Raw genomic sequence first — 18,710 nt, forward strand, 5'->3', positions numbered from 1 at the left:
ACCAAACGACGATTTAAGCTTTTTGAAACTTGTAGAAAAAAAGGATAGCTCTCCATGTGAACTTATAAAGCTGTTTCTAAAAACATCTTCATTAAAAGAGCAAAAACTCCGTTCTTGGAGATGATGTTAAGTTATCAATTATTTAGGTTGTTCCAAACATCGTTATAACAATACCCACTAGTGGGTATTTGCAATTCGACTAACAATATTTAGTTTTGTCAGGACATTATAAGGTAGTTGTAAAAGCCATAAAATATGAAAATGATTGCGCTGATTTCAGTGGTACTGAATATGTATAGAGCTTGTAAGATAAAAAAGAAAATTATACAATTATCTTTATTTATTGCTTGTTTGGGAATGACTACCCTCTCGATGGGACAAACATCCTCTGATGTAGACCCAGATTTAAAAGAAGGGATTTTACATTATGGAAAAGAAAATTATGAAGAAGCTATAATTTCATTTAAAAAAGCTGCAAACAGAGGGGAAGCCAATGCGATGCTTTATTTATCGACAATCTATCTTGGGTTAGATGGCAAAACAACAGTGAATGAAGAGGAATCATTCAACTGGCTTAGAAAAGCGGCAATGCACGGTCAAGATATGGCATTGTACAGGATGGCCACGCTATATTATACGGGTAGTAAATATGTTGAGAAAGACATTTCGAAGGCAATAGCTTATTTTGCTAAATCAGCCGACGCTGGCAATGCCAATGCAGCTTACACTCTTGCATCTATTTACAACAATGATGAAGTGGTTGCGAAGAACAGTGCTCGCTTCATACATTGGATGAAAACAGCTGCTAATTTAGACCATAAGGACGCAGCATTTAATCTTGGGGTACTTTATTATAATGGAGAAGATATTGAGCAGGATCTCGAAACTGCTGTCCACTGGTTTATTAAAGCGGATAGTTTTGGGTCGCAGGAGGCGTATGATGCACTTGAGAAACTCGCTCGAAATGAGGAGATTTTGAAGTTTGAAAATATAAGAAAAATGTTAGAATCTTGGGAAATTAAGCAAGCATCAGGTTTTTACATTCCATTTTAAAAATCTATTATCTCGTGCATGTACTCGGGCAGTTTAGTACTGCGTCAACTAATCACCGCCCAAGATATGTCATTTCTTCAACTCAAACTCATCGTATAGTTTGCCATCTGCAGTATAGGCCTTATATTGCAATATATTTCCTTTGATATCAATGACCTGATACAACTGCATGCGCTCAGCAGATTTCTCTATCCATTCTTTTTGTGGATCGATCTGATACATCTTTGGTCCAGCTACGGAAACGATGTAAACAGGTTTCTTTTCTTTGCTTGATGGTACCACGCTTCGGGCATAGGTATGATCATGCCCTTGCAATAAAAGATGAACACCATATTTCTCGAAGAGGGGTTTAAACAAATCGGCGAACTGATAGTTATCCCGCGATTTGGCCGTCGAATACACGGGATGGTGGCACATGACCACTGTCCATTTCGCAGTGTTGTTTTTCAATATTTGTTCTATCCATTGTGCCTGTGCGGCACGGTAGGTACTATCTAGCATGATCATTTGTGTGTTGAGTGCGATGATGCGAAGTGGTCCATAGTCTACGTAGTAGTTGGACTCTTTTAATCCTTCGACACCGTTTTCAGGTAACCTGAACTGCTGCTGCCAGTGCGGATCGAGCGTGAGCACTTTTTGTTCATCACGAAAGTACTCGTGGTTGCCAGGTACCATTAACTGAGGATAGCTGCTGTTTATACCTGTTCCGGCATAAAACCATTCGCCCCATTCGTTGTCCGAATTGCTGCGGTTAATTAGGTCCCCGGCATGCAATATAAAGTCGGCCTCAGGACAAGTCTGTATGGCTTTGCGGTATACACGTGTCCAGCGTGAACGCAGATCATTCTGCGCATCGCCTAAGTAGATGAAAGATATACTGTCGTTTTGTGCAGCTGTTCGGAATTGAAACCATTCGCTCCACGCACCATCTTTGCCTACGCGGTAGTTGTAGACCCGGTCGGGTTGTAAGTCTTCAAATTGTGCACTGTGATACATCGAGCCGTTATTCTCCCTGTCGGCGAATAGTTTGCTTTCGGCCTGATATACACGAACGACACTGTCAGCGAATTCAGGACTATTGTTCTCTAAACGCAACTGAGCAACCTGCCCGTTCCCCTGGATGACGTTCGTGCGCCAATTCACTGCTTGACTATGTGCAGCGTCGGTGGTTAGATTGAGGATGACACGATCTGGATGGTTGTCTGCAAGATAGCTCTGGCTTTGAGCCATCGCAATTAAAGATAGGCCTAACGTAAGTGTGCTAATCAATTTTTTCATATACGTATGTTTATTGTTAATATTTTAAATTTTGGTCGAACAAATAAGCAAAGGATGTCCTAGGACACCCTTTGTATAAGTCTGTCAATTATTGATTAATCGTGTATTTGACACCGATATTACCCCAACGTGCATAGTATTTATAATCGTTAGGACGTCTGTCTCCGAAGTCAAATCGTACCTGCGAATTCGTTATATTGCTTAAACCTACGAATACGGTGAAATTCTTGTTTATCTTTTGTGAAGCAGAAAAGTCGAGTTGTGTACGGCCTTTTTCCATCAGGTCATTGGCCTCCTCATCTGCCAGTTCGCTGATGAAAGTCTCATAAAAATTGAGTGCGAGGCGTCCAGAGAAACCGTATTTTTCGTACGAAAGAGCAAAGTTACCCACACTTGGACGCATCTCTGGTAGCGCCACTTTACGTACAGATTCCACACCCGGGACCTCAAAAGATGATTTAACATACGTATAGTTGGCGAATACACCGAATCCATTTGCAAAACCCGGTAGAAACGTGAACTGCTGTTGCCAAGCTATTTCTAAACCGTATACATCCGCTGCAGCTCCATTGACAGTCTGTGTGATCGCATAACCGTCATAGGTACCACCAGACCGGGTATAAATGGATTCGTAGATATAATCATTGATTTTTTTGTAGAACACACCACCTGAAAGCAGACCGATAGGATTTAGGTAATGCTCGAACAATAAGTCGATGTTGGTCGATGTGCTTTGATCGAGTTGCGGGTTTCCTTTCTTCATGCGTTTGCGGCGTACTTCAATCTCTTCCCAAGGGACAAGGTCGTAGTACGACGGACGTGACAGTGTGCGTGTAAGCGCACCCCGGATATTAGTCTGTTCGGTCAGTTTGTACTTTAAATTCAAACTTGGGAAGAACCCTGCGAAGGCAGCTTTGGTATCTACAGGCTGCGTAGATTGGTAATTGCCCTGATCATCGAAAGAGACAATATTACCCTCGTACTGAAATCCTGTGCGCTCATAACGCATACCCAGCACAGTCTCGAGTTTTCCTGTAGTCAGTTTACCCATAAAATAACCAGCAGCTAGGTTTTCACTCCCTTCATAAGAATCCGGATCCGTATTTTGGCGGATGTAGTTATCGTTGGGTTGAAAAAGATCCATGTTATTCTGATAATATTGTTCCATGAGGTATCCATTGGCGATAGCCCCCGAAAGGTTGTATTTGCCTCCAAAATATGAAGTACGGCTATAGTTTGACGTGAAATCATTCATAGTCAACGAGCCTGTTTTTAACCGGTATTGGAAGTAGTTGCGCGTGTGTGCATCCTCTTTGTACCGGAAACGCGCGCCAGCTTTAAGATCTAAGGTATGTCCATGACCTAAAGACAGGGAGCGCTTAATATTTCCAGACAACTGTATATCCTGATCGTGTGCAAACTGGTGACGGCGGTTGTAGCTGTTTGCTGTGTATTTTGTGGGATCGCTGTGATCTGTTCCGGCGAATAAAAACTGAGGCGCACTAGGGTCGGTATTATCGATCGACGCACTGAGTCCCCCTTGTTGGAAATATCCATCGTAGTAGAGCGGTTGGTCATAGCGTCCTTTAGCATACGTCGCATCGGCATCCACCTCATAATTGCTGAAGGCTGTCCTTCCACCTAGCGAGAAAGTGATGATATCCCTGTTGTAATCGCGAGGTGTTCCCGAAGAGCCGATACTGATATCAGTACCTTGATCGATACTGCTGTATTCGCCGATATTGTAGGATTTGGTTCCTCTTGTCTGTAATTCGAAATACTTGTTGTACGAGCTGCGGGCGTAAAGCTTGGTCGCATTGTTGGGGTAATAGTTCAGTTCGAACTGTAAGCCCGTGTTTTTACGCTCCAGATCGCTACCCTCCAACTCTAGATTAGACATCAAGATGCGCTCGCTACCGTCGATCTCGTAGGTGTCATAGTCTACCTGTACGCGATCCTCGCCGCGATAGGTCTGGCTATAATTAACATCAGCAAGAAAGCCCCATTTTTTGTAACGCTTACCTAAAACGGCGCCTAGATTGTAATTCGCTTTGGACAGCAACTGATTGTAGCCTCCGCCCACGTTTACGCGGAAAAGTTCCTCGCCTGCCTTTGGTGTTTTAGAAACGATGTTTACCGAACCAGCTGTTGCGTCGGCATCCATATCGGGCGTAAAAGTCTTGTTGACTTCAATAGCTTCGACAGTAGAGGAAAGGATTCCGTTCAGATCGATCTCGCGGCTGTTGGTTTGTGTGGATGGTAAACGAGTGCCATTTAGTGTCACCGATCCCATGCTTTGGCTGAGACCGCGCATCACGACATTGCGTGGTAATCCATAACTATAATCCATAGCTATACCGGGTACCCGTTGCAAAGCTTCGGCTACCGTCGCATCTGGAAAGCGTTCGATCTGTTCTTGGGAAAGTACGTAGCGTACGTTATCGGCATTTTTCATGTTGCTCAATGCCAATGCTTCTCCACGGCGAATACCATTAATCGCGATTCCTTCCAAGTTATTATCCTTTGGCTCCAACAGAATATTGATTGGCATTTCGTCGTTGAGATAGGTGAGTTCTGCAATCTGATTTTGATAACCAATATAGGACACCTGTACATTCGTTTTGCCTGGCTTTACGCCCTGTAAGACGAAGTAACCATTGGCATCGGTCATCGTCTTCCGGTTGTCTGAAAGATTGACAAGTGTAGCGTGTGGTAACACGCGGCCTGAGGTAACATCTTTGACATACCCCGTGATGATATTCTTTTGTGCTGGATTTTCAGTGGCTGGTTTCGACAAAGGCACCACCACAATATTATTTTGGACAATGCGGTAGCTAAGTCCATTCTCAACCAATAACTGATTCAACACACCACTCGCCGTTGTGCTAGATTGCTTCGTTGTATTGGCATTTTTGCCTCGTACCAGGTTTTTATCGTAAGAAATGGGGATATGTAGTTGTTTTTCAAGTTGGTTCAATCCTTTCTCTAGATTCCCATGACTTCCAGCCCAGTAAATTTGTTTTTCGTACAGCATTTCGGATGTCTGTGCTAGGGCAGGAGTAAGCGGCAGCAGACTGACATTGAAGACAGTCGCAGCAAATACTAACTTGCGAACCGTCTTTACCTTTTTTTTCATACTTTTGATTTTAAATTTAAATGTGAATTGGATTTGGAGTGTCGGCGACTTTGGCGAGAGGCTGGCACTCTTTTTATTTTACGGTAATTGTTTGCTGGTTAATAGTGGTGCGTCGGGCGCTGATCGTACTAATTAACGCCGCGATATCCGTGACCGACATCTGTGGTTTGAGTGTAACCTTATATCGCACCCGGGATGCTTTGGTACTTAGACTTTCTAAGGAAATACCATAGTAGTCGGCAAGACATAGACGTAAGGTTGCGAAGTCTACGCCGTCCAAAGTCAAAGATCCAGTCTGCATATCGATATTGACATCACTCAATTTGGTAATTTCCCGTTTTTTAATAGCTGCATGGTACACGATCCTTTCGTTGGGGGCAAGGAGGTGCTGCTCGCCGTCGATTTGGATACGGACTTTTCCTTCTTCGAGAAAGACACTGTGGTCTCCGTCATCTATTGGACTATTAACCGAAAATCGGGTGCCCAATACGGTTGTCTCCAAGTGTTTGCTGTGTACGATGAAAGGTTTCTCTTTGTCTTTTTTGACCTCAAAGAAAGCATTTCCCTCCAGCATCACATTCCGCTCTATACGGTCGTAATCGGCACTGATCTGTAAGGTGCTGTGTGGCCGGAGCACGACCACTGTACTATCTGCCAAGCATATTCTTTTGGAACTATTCATGCTGCTGAATACTTGTACCACAGGCTTTTCGCTGGCCCCTTTGTTATGAAATGATATTGTGCCCCAGATACCGCCTCCAGTTAGCATCACGGTGCCTATCCATATGGCCGCCGATCGCCACATACGGGTACGTCGTTTACGTTTTTCAAGATGATTGCTGTAACTGTTAAGTACGCGTTTATATAGACGTTGTTCCAATAGAAGTTCGGCTTGACTGTCAAGAGCGGTAACTTCCCTTGTAGTTTTTTCTGCTTTCGGATCTGATGACGTACGCTTCGCTGCTTTCATGTGAGGTATACGAACACCCCTCTCGCAAATCCCGGCCTTTTTTTAAGTTTAATTATAAAAAAATATGACGTTTACATAAACTTAACAGAAGTGGTCTTTTTCGAGCTAACGAAGGAATTTTTCGATAGCAGATCGTAGTTTCTGATTGGCCAAAGAGAGCTGGTTGCGAACAGTCTTGTCCGAGATGAGTAACTTTTGTGCAATCTCTGGTGTACTGAAACCTTCTTTGCTATTGAGCTGTACGACACGCCGCATCTGATCGGGTAATCGATTAACCTGCAATTCCAAAAAATCGTCGAGTTCCCGCTTGATGGTAACCTCCAGTACCTTGTTGTCATGCTGACTGTACCAAGTAGGGATATTTTGCTCCAGATCTAGCTGACGTTTGTTCTTGCGGTAATGGTCGGTAATCCGATTGCGTAGAGCGGTATAAAGATAGCCTTTGATCGTGTCCAGCCGATTGTCTAAATCATCGGATTTTAACAATTTGAGAAATACATCGTGAAGTAGATCCTCCGCAAGAGCATGATCCTTTACTTTTTTTAGGGTAAAATAGTAGAGCTCTTTCCAGTACAGCTTGTATATGTGGTTGAAGCAGTCAATTTTAGGATCGGAGTGATGCATTTTTTCTGTTGTTGATTTCTAAAACTCGTATGCCCCTTCGGGGTAATGGAGTTTAAAGACATGACAAATCTAGGTATGTATTGTTAACTGAATATTAATATAGAGAGAATATTTAGCGGTCACGATCTTTGGGGATCTTGGAGAAGCTGGTCAGTTTCTTTGGTCGAAAGGAAGACAAGTAGATTGTCGGACATACACCAATTTCCTTTCGTATATTTGATATCAATCAACCACGGAGATACGAAAGGATGAATTTAGAAGAAATATTAAACTATCGCCGATCTGTCAGAGTATACGACAAAGATATTGCACTGGATCATAACAAAGTCAAATATTGCCTCGAGCTGGCTACGCTCGCACCCAACAGTTCCAATGTACAGCTTTGGGAATTTTACCACATTAGCAGCCCTGAACTAATGGAAAAGTTTGTGCCAGCCTGCCTAGGCCAGGCCGCGGTATCCACCGCATCACAACTTGTCGTATTCGTCACACGGCAAGACCTCCACAGGAAGCGCGCTAAAGCCGTATTGCAGTTCGAACGTAACAACATACAAAAAAATAGCCCACCAGAACGGCAGGCCAAGCGCATCCGTGACCGCGAGCTGTATTACGGTAAGCTTATGCCATTTCTTTATGCCCGGTTTTTCGGCATCCTCGGTTTCTTTCGCAAGTTGGCCATGGCCATCGTAGGGATTTTTCGGCCCATCGTGCATCAGGTATCCGAGAATGATATGCGCATCGTCGTCCACAAAACCTGTGCATTGGCTGCGCAGACCTTCATGATCGCGATGGCCAACGAAGGGTATGATACCTGTCCATTGGAAGGATTCGACAGCGGCAGGGTAAAGAAGTTGCTCGACCTACCCGCAGGTGCTGAAATCAACATGGTCGTATCCTGCGGCATCCGTAAAGGGAATGAGGGTATTCATGGCGACCGTTTCAGATTGCCATTTGATGAGGTCTACCACCACAGATAAGAGAACAGTCTCTTATCTAACAATGAGCGACATAATTATTTTTCATCCGATAGGTCAAGCAGAGCGGAGGAAATGGAAAATTCGGCAAAGTTCTTTCCCGGGACGTCACTGTAAAGCATTTATACGGTGACGCCCTGTTTTCTACTGCACTGCTTCGGTATTATTACCCGAAGTGAGATATTTTAGAGCCAACGACGACCTGTATATTCCTAAGCCAGATCACGGTTGGTTCACATAATAGCGACGGATTTTAGCTGCAGGTCGGATTATGCTCGAAAGGATGACAGCAAGTTCTTCCCATCAAGATATCCTTTCAATATTCCTAAATCGCGCCGTACAGAAGTTCAACACAGCCATCAGAGATACGCCGTGTGTTATTAATTGCGCATTATGGTATTTTAAAAGCGGTGCCGCCTGCCCAGCCCAAAAAGATTTTAACTCAGGATTTGCTTCTGTGTTGGTAGGATAGGCCCCTAGTTTACTAACGATCTGTCCCTGTAAGGGATATGGCGCAAAAGAGTTTTGAAACGCCCTTAATTCTTCCGTTAGCCTATTTCTAATACCCCTTGACCACCTGCCGGTAAACACTTTTGTCAAAGTCGTATAGCGCGCGTCTTTTGAAAACAACTTTTCGCGGTGAGTATGGCTCGCTCCAGACTGCTCGGTTGCTAAAAAGGCTGTTCCGATCTGTACCGCATCAGCTCCTAAAGCAAATGCTGCTTTTACACCTCTTGCATCTGCAATTCCTCCGGCTGCAATAACGGGGATTTTAACGACGTCTGCCACCTGCGGGATTAAGGATAGCGTTCCTACCAAACTATCTTCGGCATTCTCCAGAAACGATACACGGTGACCACCTGCATCAAAACCTGTGGCCACAACCGCGTCAACACCAGCGTTTTCAATTGCAATCGCCTCATCTAACGTTGTTGCTGTACCGATAGTTTTGATATTCAGACGACGTAGTTTTTCTAAGATATCTTCAGATGGAATTCCATAAACAAAGCTAAAAACAGCAGGTTTAGCTTCAAAAATTGCTTCTATTTGGTCGTCGAAAGTAGGGCTTTCCGGGAGTGGAAGTGCAGGTGCTTCCACACCGACTTCATCAAAGTAGGGTTGAAACAGCTCCACCACTTTCTGGAAAGCGACATTGTCAAAATCTTCGATATTGTCATCCTTCTCTTTAATCCAGAGGTTCAGGTTAAATGGCTTACTTGTCGATTTACGAATTTCGTTTGATAAATCAACGATTTCATTTGCAAAAAATGGCTGACAGCCGTACGAACCCATCCCTCCGGCATTAGAAACTAACGATGTCAATTCAACAGCTGATAGTTTTCCCCCAAAAGGTCCCTGTATTATAGGGATGTCAATTCCCGTTAGTCTCTTTAATTTCGTGTCTGTCCACATAGCGTTATGATTTAGTACAAATACTTTGTCTCGAATCTTGCGACCGAAAAAAGACATACCTATTTTCTTGTTTAATTGTACAACACAAAATTCAGATTCTCAGACCAACGTGGAAAGGATATACCTCACAAATAAATCGTGATGTAAGTCAATTTATTTTGCAGCGTATAGACGACTAAGCGTTTCGCGCGTAACCCCTAGATACGATGCTAAAATATGCTTGGGCAACTTCTGGACGAGTAGGGGATACTCCTGTAAGAATTTTTCATAACGTTCCCTGGCACTACTGCTTAGCAAAGAGAGAATTCGATTTTGTAAAACAACGTTTCGGCGATTGGTCTTCTTTCGGAAAAAGCTTTCTATTTGGTGAAATTCGCTACATAACTTTTCCCTATTCTCATTGCTCAAACACAATACTTCGGTGTCTTCTAAACAGTCGATATTCACGATTGCTTTTTTTGATAATAATAAGCCTCATAGTCAGTAATCCACCAATCCTGAACGCCGAAGAGTAAAATGTGAATTTTCCCATTTTCGTCACTGTAGTAAGATTTTACGCAACCCGAAAGTACAAAATAATCATAATCGACATTCTGCCCGTCTTGTACCAAAAATTGATGTTTCTTCAATTTTTGGTAAGTGAAGTGGCCCGATATGTAATCGAATTCATCATCGGTAATGTCGATGATTTTCCGGAACTGATTTTTTAAGATCTGATTCATGGAGGACAACGTGGTTTTCTTAATTATAGTAATAAAGGTAACAAGAAACTTTTATTGTAAAGCAACAGAATCTAATCGCAATGTGTTTTCACAATCTTTATATGCATCCTCCATTATATTGCTGTATCTTTGCGGCTGTTTTTAAAAGACGCATATCGTGATAGACGTAAATAATATCTCCGTATCCTTTGGCGGAACAACCCTTTTCAGTGATGTGTCGTTTTCCATCAATGAAAATGACAAGATTGCCCTGATGGGAAAGAATGGTGCAGGAAAATCCACCCTATTAAAAATCATTGCCGGCGTAGGGAAACCCACTACCGGCCATATCAGTGGACCGAAGGAAGCGGTAATCGCTTATCTTCCCCAACACCTGTTGACGAAGGATAATATGACGGTTTTTGAGGAGACCTCTAAAGCTTTTGATGAAGTCTACCGAATGCGTGACGAACTTGAAGCGCTTAACGAACAACTGAACATCCGTACCGATTATGAATCGGACGGGTACATGAAGTTAATCGAGCAGGTTTCCGAACTAAGCGAAAAGTTCTATTCCATCGAAGAGACCAACTATGATGCAGAAGTTGAAAAAGTATTAAAAGGCTTGGGATTTGAACGAACGGATTTTAATCGTCAGACTGCTGAGTTTTCAGGTGGATGGCGCATGCGTATCGAACTCGCAAAAATTCTGTTGAAAAAGCCCGATTTAATACTTCTTGATGAGCCTACCAACCACATGGATATAGAAAGTATTGAGTGGTTAGAGGATTTTCTGGTCAATTCGGCCAAAGCTGTTATCGTTATCTCCCATGACCGTGCATTTGTTGATAATATCACGAACCGCACGATCGAGGTCACGATGGGACGTATCTACGACTATAGAGCAAAATACTCTCACTACCTGCAGTTGCGTCAAGAACGACGCCAGCACCAACTGAAGGCTTACGAAGAACAACAACGTTTTATTGCCGATACGCAAGAATTTATAGATCGTTTTAAAGGCACTTATTCCAAAACATTGCAGGTGCAGTCCCGCGTTAAGATGTTGGACAAACTGGATATTATCGAAGTGGACGAGGTAGATACCTCCGCGCTACGACTAAAATTCCCGCCGTCACCCCGTTCGGGACAATATCCTGTCATCGTTGAAGAACTTACTAAAGCCTATGGAGAACATGTCGTGTTTGAAAAAGCCTCAATGGTCATCGAACGTGGAGAGAAAGTAGCTTTCGTCGGTAGAAATGGAGAGGGTAAATCAACCATGATTAAAGCGATCATGGGTGAAATTGATTACGAAGGCTCTCTAAAAGTGGGACATAACGCCCAAATCGGGTATTTTGCACAAAATCAGGCATCGTTGCTGGATGAAGAACTTACCGTGTTCGAAACCATCGACCAAATTGCCGTAGGTGATGTACGTGTCAAAATCAAAGATCTCCTAGGCGCATTCATGTTTAGCGGCGATGATACTACCAAAAAGGTGAAAGTACTCTCCGGAGGAGAAAAAACACGTCTGGCTATGATCAAGCTATTGTTAGAGCCCGTGAATGTGCTCATCCTTGATGAACCTACCAATCACTTGGACATGAAAACCAAAGATATCATTAAAGATGCCCTGCAAGAATTTGATGGTACGCTGATTTTGGTGTCGCACGATAGAGACTTCCTCGATGGATTGGCAACGAAAGTTTTCGAGTTTGGCAACAAGCGCGTAAGAGAGCACTTCGAAGATATCAAAGGCTTCTTGGAATATAAGAAAATGGGTAACCTTAATGATATAGAAAGGGTGGGATAGAGATTTTGTCCAAGAATAAGTTTATTAATAGGCGATCAAACTTAAGTTACGGGTTTTCATCGTGCCAATATTGAGCCCGGTACATTCAAAACCCATGGTAAAAAGAGAGACCTTGTAATCGTTGTACGATTGGGATTCAAGGAGATAACCTCTGCTCCAAGCTTCGTCCAGCCCTTGCTTGATCTGGGATAAAATATCTCCTTTCACGGTCTTCCATTGCCCCTGTACCAGACCGGTGGTACTAAAGGATGCTAGGCCTACATCGTAAATAAGCTGACCACTAAATATATCTTCGTTTATAGAGAACCCCGGCAAGCTATACCGGTCATCAAATAGCATAATTAAGAAATACATAGACTTGCCATAGCCAGCACTGCTGGGATTGAGATTCTGGACAAGGAAAACGCAGCTGAACTGTAAGGCATGGATAGCAGAATTATATCCTGCTTTTTGGTTTCTTGCATGGTAGTCCAGATAGGCATCAATCTGGAAATTGAGGCTATCCAACGCTCCAATAAATGGTGTTGCGCTGCCTAACCAACCGTCGGGATCTGCAATCCTTTGATCGATAATCAAATGAGGAAACGGTTGAGACGATGTTCTATAGGTATCACCAAACTCATTTTGACCATTGATGGCAAAAATAATATCCCTATCTGTAGAAGACGCTGGCCCTATAGTAATCGCTTTATTTGAATCGGCAAAGCGGTATGAACCGGACGATAGGAGAGTCGGTGTTGCACCATATAAGGAGGAGTTACTATACCACTGAGACAAATTCCATTTGGGAGACGAACCTCCTCCAGCATATAATATTGATCCCTGTACCACGCCCGTGGATGGATGGAGTACATGGAATCCATGTTGGAAATTTTGATCGGTCAACAAGGATAGGGGAGTTGTTAAGGCAAGAAGACTCTCCGATGTCCCATCGCTTTTTGATAGCTCATTGCTAAATTCTTCTTGTCTATCGTCCGCTTTGTTACAACTACTGAAACCGAGCAAAACGATGCCAGCAAGCAAAGCTATTTTTGAAAGTCTGTAAAAATAGCGTTTAAGGTTCTTTTTTGTTCTCATATGAATACAATTAGTTAATGGATCTCCTTATGCGGGAGTATGTGGTTTATATTTTGTTTGTTCCAGCAGTTAACTTGATTGATTTGCCCTTATATACATATGTTCCCGAAACCCCATTTGGGAGCGTAATTTCTCCAGATAGCTTGTCTATCTCTTTTTTTAGATATAGTTCTATAATACCTGATGGATGAGGGATTTCAGCTTCAATAAATTCTAAACTTCCGAGGTTTGGGCTTATTTTTACGGTTTTGAATCCCGGTGAATCAGGTTCTACACCGCATATGGTAGCCAAAAAATCATAATTAGGGCTAGCACTCCAGGCATGGCAGTCGGATCTGGAAGGTTCCGGACGTTCCGCAAAAGTCGTCAATCCTAGGTCTAACATGTCTTTCCATAATTGTAATTGATCTACATATCTATTGGCTAAACCTGCTTTTTTCATTGCCCTTATAAGATAGAAGCGGTAAAATAGTGTTGCTTGTATGAGAGAAGTATCCGAATCTAATCTTAACAAGACATCGGCTTGCTCTTTTTTAGGGATTGCATCTGCTAGTATTCCCATGATGTTGGCATGCTGACTATAGCTGCTCCTTTTAATATCGTCTGCCAGCAATTGACGATGCGGATCATAGCACTGCGTTAAAACAGCATGGTTTATCTTATTATGAAGTAACCGATATTCCTTTGCTTTCGCATTTTCACCGAAGTAGGACATCAAATCAATAGCATCTTTTAAGGTATAGGCAAACTGAAGACTAATAATAGAAGAACCTCCTTCTATTCCCCCCGGAGGAACACCGCCGGAAGGCCGCTGTGCAGACCAAGGCCATTCGTTTGGCCAATCGACAAAGTTCCAGTGGGACATTGGTCCAAGCATGCCCGTAGCAGGATCGACACGTTCGGTATACCAACGTATGATTTGTTGAGCAATCGGTAAATACTCCTTTACAAAGTTTTCATCCGGCCTGTGCATCCAATAATCATGCAACATATTGATCCAGTACAGCGAAAATGGTGGAATAATCTGTATTCTTTGTGCTGGATAACGGCTTTGTAAGATGCCTTCAGGGACTAAAGAAGACGCTAGGTCGGTAATAGCTTTGCGCATTAAACGTTCATCCCCACTTACATAAAGTGATATCAGGGATTGAATGCGGGTATCTCCGGTATATTGCATACGCTCGTAGTATGGGCAGTCGTAATAGAGATCTACCGCGCATAACCTTGCTGTGCGCCATCCCGTTTTCCAAATCGTGGACAATATCGGATTGCTGCTTTCGAATCGGCCGAGCTCTTGAAAAGGGTATCCGACAAATGTACAGTCAAGCTGTTCAATTATCAAGGGTTGCTCTTTTGTCTCTATATCTAGCTGGATATATCTGAATGTCTTAAAATTCAACGGACTATAGGACCTGTGCTTACCTCCATCAGGGTAAATAATATCTTTAACCCCAAGTAGTTTCTTCCCCTCGATTTCATTTCTATTTCCTTTATTCCCCTCCGTATCGTACAATGCCTCCGCATAAGCAATGGATAAACTCCCTTGCTTGCCGCCGCTTAGCATAACTTCTATAAAGGCATTTGTGATGTATGTCTGATCCAATAGCAGACTGGCTTTTGCAAATGAAGGAATGGTGATTGCCCCTTTTTCTAAAAAAAGGCCATTCATCGTAATCCCTGATGCTCGTCGAACATGCATGGGTTTTTCTGCTTTCAATTCCGGTAAAGGAATGTTGCGAGGTTGTAGCGCACGAATATATTCTGTCCCCTTGCCATAGTTCATCCCTCTTTCTTGAACGGCCGCTTCCTCCCAATGGGAATCGTCATAATCAACCTGCTGCCATCCCCAAGGAAAAAGTGTGCCATAGATTTGGTCTGCCGGTTCGATATCAATTACCGCCATGTGTTCTAAAGAAGGTTCATATGCTTTATTTTTTTTCGTTTTCCAGCTCTTGTCCGTATTGACTACCTGTTCTGCTTCACCGTCACCCTGTATAACGAGCCCTGTGGATAATGTCATTTGTGCACCTGGTGTCCATTTGCCATAGTTTACTACTTGTGCCGTAATAACATTTTCTCCTACTTGAAGATAAGGAGCGATATCCACTGTATCATAATTCCACCGTAATGGCGAGCCTGCCGCCGGTCCGCGGTTAACGCAGTGGTTATTGACGAAAAGTACATAGCGCTGATCTGCAGATAGGTGGATAACGAAATGATCCGGTGCACGCGGAATATTGATTTTCTTTCGGAACAGATGAACCCCGTAATCTAGAGAAGAAGACGAGCTTGGAGCGATCCAATGTGCTGTCCAATTTAGGGCATCGGCCTTGTGTATAATAGCAAAAGACACCCATAGATACACAAACAAAATCTTTCTTGTCATTTTTATTTTTTTAAAATGGCTTTTCTCGGTATTACTCCGTAGATAGCTTCTCAGCAAGCATATAGATATCAAAATTCTTGAATTCCACTCCAGCATCAATAGAACCCGGATTTTCCCAGCCAATATTCATGCTTGTAAGCTCCATATCCTCCCATCGGCTATCTTTGAGATACCCCTTGTTCTTTGCTTGCTCAAACGCCGTCAATAAATCAGGTAAGATGTCTTTATTTATGGATAAAGGCTTGCCGTCATGAAGCGATCCTCCTAGGATATCTTTACTCCCTACCATGTAAATAAATTTTTGGGATGCATCATCTTTTCCTACATCGGCCGCCTGATAAATTTCGACATCTTTATATCGATAGTCATAGAAAGGAAGTCCGAACCAGAGGAAATCTTTATAGCCTTCAGCATCAGGGTTATTATTTTGAAGGGTAAGGAATAGTTGAAATTGAGCAGTATGCAGTTGCGGATTTAAATCTTCTTTTGCTGTTTTCAATTCGACAGCTATTAGGTCCATATCCATTTTTACGAAGAGATGTCTGGCATTAGTTAGCGGTCTAGGGCGCTGGAATCTCTGTTCCAATAGAAGATGTGGCCAATATTCTCCGTCCATCCTTATTTTGCTATATTCACTTCCGGCATTTAAGAACATCTTAACAGTCATCACACAGGTGTCTTCAGAAAAAGCTATTTTCTTTAGCTCATTTTCATAGATTACTTCTCCGTTAGCTAACCTAGGCGCTTCCTTCAATAATTTTTTTGACCCCCATTCTGCTAATCTCCATGCTGCCGTAGTATCGTTTTGCAACTTTCCGAAGGGGTAGATAAATTTGCCTTCTACCAGCTCGCTGGTGTTCGAACCAACTAATGCTATCCCTTTTTGAAAAAAACGATCTTCTAATATAGAAATGGTATCATACACTTGTTGCCCATGTTGGCCGGTATGTGCATTTTGCGAACAGCTGGTCATCGAAAGAAAAATCGCATAAGCACCTAAAATCCTGTAATTCTTTTCTTGTTTTATCATTGTAAAGCCGTGTTTAATTTCCATTATCATTGATCTTATCAAATGACTATAGCTTTGAACTGTTATATTATAGGTATGATAAAACGTATAAATCCCTTACTCCAATTTTTTTTATTTATTTTACGTAAAATATCTTTTACCATGACAGTCCATGACAGAAAGATGAAAAAGAAACTTTACTTTTGTTGCTATGCTTGATAACTCGAGCGAGTTAGCCTTTTTAAACTTATGCATTCTTACCCAGATTTTACAGACAACGAGCTCATAGATTTGTTGAGGCAAGGAGACGAAAGTGCCTTTACCGAGATTTACAATCGCTATTGGAAGAAGCTTTTTACGATTGCATCAAACAGGGTAGATAGTTTGGAAGATGCAGAGGAAATCGTTCAGGATATTTTTATCTCTTTATGGAATAGAAAGACCGATTTGCAGATTAGACTGGAGCTCTCAAGTTACTTGGCGGTCTCTGTAAAATATCGGGTATTTCAAACGTTGAACAGGTATTTTCAAAAAAGGAAATATCGTGATTATATTCTTACAAAAGAACAATTCGACAATTCTACGCAGCAGCTGCTTGACTTTAAGGAACTACAGGATGAGTTGGCCAAATATGTACAACGTCTGCCAGAAAAATGTCAATTGGTTTTCCGACTCAGTCGTGAAGAAGGCTGTACTCAAAAACAAATAGCCGAAAAACTAAACCTCTCCGAAAAAACAGTAGAAGCGCATCTGGGAAAAGCATTCCGAATACTCAGAATAAAACTGAGCAGCTTCCTGACAACTTTATTGTAGAATAAAGCTAAAACTTTCTTTCAAAAAAATATGAATCACCACTAAGGGAAGTAGTGGGTACAACACACCTATTATTAAAGCGATACTATGAACTCAACGAATCGATATCAAGAATTGGCCAATAAATGGTTAGCTGGCACCATCAACGAAGCGGAAAAAATGGAGCTTTCCGCATGGTATAATAGTTTTGATGACGACACTATAGATATTCCTGATTCTTTTTCTGAAAGTGAATACGAGTTAAAGGACAGAATTTTGGCAAAAGTCAAGGAAAGGGTAGATATACCCTCTCCACATCATCGTATTCGCTACCGGTTCAATAATTTTAGGGCAGTAGCGGCAACGGTGGCATTTTTCTTTTTGATAGGGGTTTGTTATTACACGATGGTAGCACCAAACGTAGAGACGAAACATGCTCTCAGCCTTAACGATATATCTCCCGCCGATAATAAAGCGAATCTCACTTTTGCTGATGGAAGAGCAATTGAACTAGATCAGGAACAATCGCAACTAATCATCGATGGCGACGTACAATACCTAGACGGTACCAAGCTTTATGACAAGAACGATAAAAATAGCACCCAATACGCTATTTTATCTACACCTAAAGGAGGACGATATCAATTGAAGTTGTCCGATGGTTCCAAAGTGTGGTTAAACGCATCTTCCTCCATACGGTTTCCTTCCGAATTCAACGGATCGCCCCGTACGGTTGAATTGCTCCGCGGAGAAGCATATTTTGAAATTAACAAACAGACGTCAAAGGACGGATCGCGTATTCCTTTCTTTGTGAAATTGGATCAGCAACTAGTAGAAGTATTAGGCACAAAATTCAATATCAATAGCTATGTGGCAAAAAAAGGCGTCGTGACAACAGTTACGGAAGGTGTTGTGACCGTACAGAAGCTGGATGCTTTAAGCAAACAAAAGCCTGATAAAGTAAGATTGACTGCGGGTAGGCAAGCTATAGTTGATCATTCAGGTATTAAGGAAAACCAGGTTGATGTGGAAGGGTTTACCGCATGGAAACAAGGATTTTTCTATTTTAACGACGATGACATCCATGCCGTCATGGACGAGTTTGCAAGGTGGTACGACATCGACGTCACGTATGAAATAGCGGGGTCAAATGATCTTTTTTCAGGTTACATACCTCGAGATGTAACACTTGGGCAGGCTTTACATCTTTTGAAGGTTGCAGGTGTCAATTTTGAACTAAGGAGTGAAAAGAATCTAGTCGTAAAACATAAAAAATAGATATACATATGATAGAAATAAAAGATCCTTGACAGTTGTATTACCTAGTATAGACCAAAAAGCCGGAAATGCTCGCGACATTTCCAGCCGAAATTTGGACAAACAAACTAGACTTTTTTGTGTAAACAGTATTCATTTGTAAACCAAACCATACAAAAGTATGCATTTAAAATTATTATCGAGCTTGTTGTTTTTACAACATA

General features: G+C 42.2%; 14 protein-coding genes. 5 read left to right on the forward strand and 9 right to left on the reverse strand.

Annotated elements, in window-relative coordinates; genetic code table 11:
• Positions 1-255: 255 nt before the first annotated feature.
• The gene (locus H8B06_RS01755; protein ID WP_190992547.1) at positions 256-1,053 is read left to right on the forward strand and encodes a tetratricopeptide repeat protein; all 798 of its coding nucleotides are present in this window, start codon (positions 256-258) and stop codon (positions 1,051-1,053) included.
• A 69-nt stretch (positions 1,054-1,122) separates the two neighbouring features.
• Here H8B06_RS01755 and H8B06_RS01760 read toward each other — a convergent pair whose 3' ends face one another.
• The 4 genes from H8B06_RS01760 to H8B06_RS01775 all read right to left on the reverse strand — a co-directional run bounded on the left by H8B06_RS01760 (position 1,123) and on the right by H8B06_RS01775 (position 7,061).
• Positions 1,123-2,331, reverse strand: a complete 1,209-nt coding sequence (locus H8B06_RS01760; RefSeq protein WP_190992548.1) for a purple acid phosphatase family protein — start codon at positions 2,329-2,331, stop codon at positions 1,123-1,125.
• A gap of 88 nt (positions 2,332-2,419) precedes the next feature.
• Positions 2,420-5,467: a TonB-dependent receptor gene (locus tag H8B06_RS01765; RefSeq protein WP_190992549.1), complete on the reverse strand. Its 3,048-nt coding sequence runs from the start codon at positions 5,465-5,467 to the stop codon at positions 2,420-2,422.
• A 73-nt stretch (positions 5,468-5,540) separates the two neighbouring features.
• A complete protein-coding gene (locus H8B06_RS01770; protein ID WP_190992550.1) occupies positions 5,541-6,437 on the reverse strand; it encodes a FecR family protein in 897 nt (298 codons plus the stop codon).
• 105 nt (positions 6,438-6,542) lie between these two features.
• Complete coding sequence (locus tag H8B06_RS01775; RefSeq protein ID WP_190992551.1) at positions 6,543-7,061, reverse strand: RNA polymerase sigma factor; 519 nt, start codon at positions 7,059-7,061, stop codon at positions 6,543-6,545.
• A 248-nt stretch (positions 7,062-7,309) separates the two neighbouring features.
• Here H8B06_RS01775 and H8B06_RS01780 point away from each other — a divergent pair, with 248 nt between their 5' ends.
• Positions 7,310-8,038 carry a nitroreductase family protein gene (locus H8B06_RS01780; RefSeq protein WP_190992552.1) on the forward strand — a complete coding sequence of 243 codons (729 nt, stop codon included), beginning with the start codon at positions 7,310-7,312 and terminating at the stop codon, positions 8,036-8,038.
• A gap of 300 nt (positions 8,039-8,338) precedes the next feature.
• Here H8B06_RS01780 and H8B06_RS01785 read toward each other — a convergent pair whose 3' ends face one another.
• Complete coding sequence (locus tag H8B06_RS01785; protein ID WP_190992553.1) at positions 8,339-9,448, reverse strand: NAD(P)H-dependent flavin oxidoreductase; 1,110 nt, start codon at positions 9,446-9,448, stop codon at positions 8,339-8,341.
• A gap of 443 nt (positions 9,449-9,891) precedes the next feature.
• On the reverse strand, positions 9,892-10,170 hold the full coding sequence (locus H8B06_RS20550; protein ID WP_223857411.1) for a Crp/Fnr family transcriptional regulator: 279 nt from the start codon (positions 10,168-10,170) through the stop codon (positions 9,892-9,894).
• Between the two features lie 157 nt (positions 10,171-10,327).
• Here H8B06_RS20550 and H8B06_RS01795 point away from each other — a divergent pair, with 157 nt between their 5' ends.
• A complete protein-coding gene (locus tag H8B06_RS01795; RefSeq protein ID WP_190992554.1) occupies positions 10,328-11,965 on the forward strand; it encodes an ABC-F family ATP-binding cassette domain-containing protein in 1,638 nt (545 codons plus the stop codon).
• Between the two features lie 24 nt (positions 11,966-11,989).
• Here the strand turns inward: H8B06_RS01795 and H8B06_RS01800 are convergent, their stop codons facing one another.
• Genes H8B06_RS01800 through H8B06_RS01810 form a run of 3 tightly spaced genes read right to left on the reverse strand, consistent with a single transcriptional unit; the run spans position 11,990 to position 16,458 of the window.
• Complete coding sequence (locus H8B06_RS01800; protein WP_190992555.1) at positions 11,990-13,042, reverse strand: hypothetical protein; 1,053 nt, start codon at positions 13,040-13,042, stop codon at positions 11,990-11,992.
• A gap of 46 nt (positions 13,043-13,088) precedes the next feature.
• Positions 13,089-15,428 (reverse strand): alpha-L-rhamnosidase-related protein, encoded by a 2,340-nt coding sequence (locus tag H8B06_RS01805; RefSeq protein ID WP_190992556.1) that lies wholly within the window; start codon positions 15,426-15,428, stop codon positions 13,089-13,091.
• 31 nt (positions 15,429-15,459) lie between these two features.
• Entirely contained in the window at positions 15,460-16,458 is a 999-nt protein-coding gene (locus H8B06_RS01810) for a hypothetical protein (protein ID WP_190992557.1), read from the reverse strand.
• 228 nt (positions 16,459-16,686) lie between these two features.
• Between H8B06_RS01810 and H8B06_RS01815 the strand changes: the two genes are divergently transcribed.
• A complete protein-coding gene (locus H8B06_RS01815) occupies positions 16,687-17,250 on the forward strand; it encodes an RNA polymerase sigma-70 factor (RefSeq protein WP_190992558.1) in 564 nt (187 codons plus the stop codon).
• An 87-nt stretch (positions 17,251-17,337) separates the two neighbouring features.
• The gene (locus tag H8B06_RS01820) at positions 17,338-18,507 is read left to right on the forward strand and encodes a FecR family protein (RefSeq protein WP_190992559.1); all 1,170 of its coding nucleotides are present in this window, start codon (positions 17,338-17,340) and stop codon (positions 18,505-18,507) included.
• Positions 18,508-18,710: the final 203 nt, after the last annotated feature.

Origin of the sequence: Sphingobacterium micropteri (assembly GCF_014692515.1) — a bacterium.
In the GTDB taxonomy this organism is placed as follows: domain Bacteria; phylum Bacteroidota; class Bacteroidia; order Sphingobacteriales; family Sphingobacteriaceae; genus Sphingobacterium; species Sphingobacterium micropteri.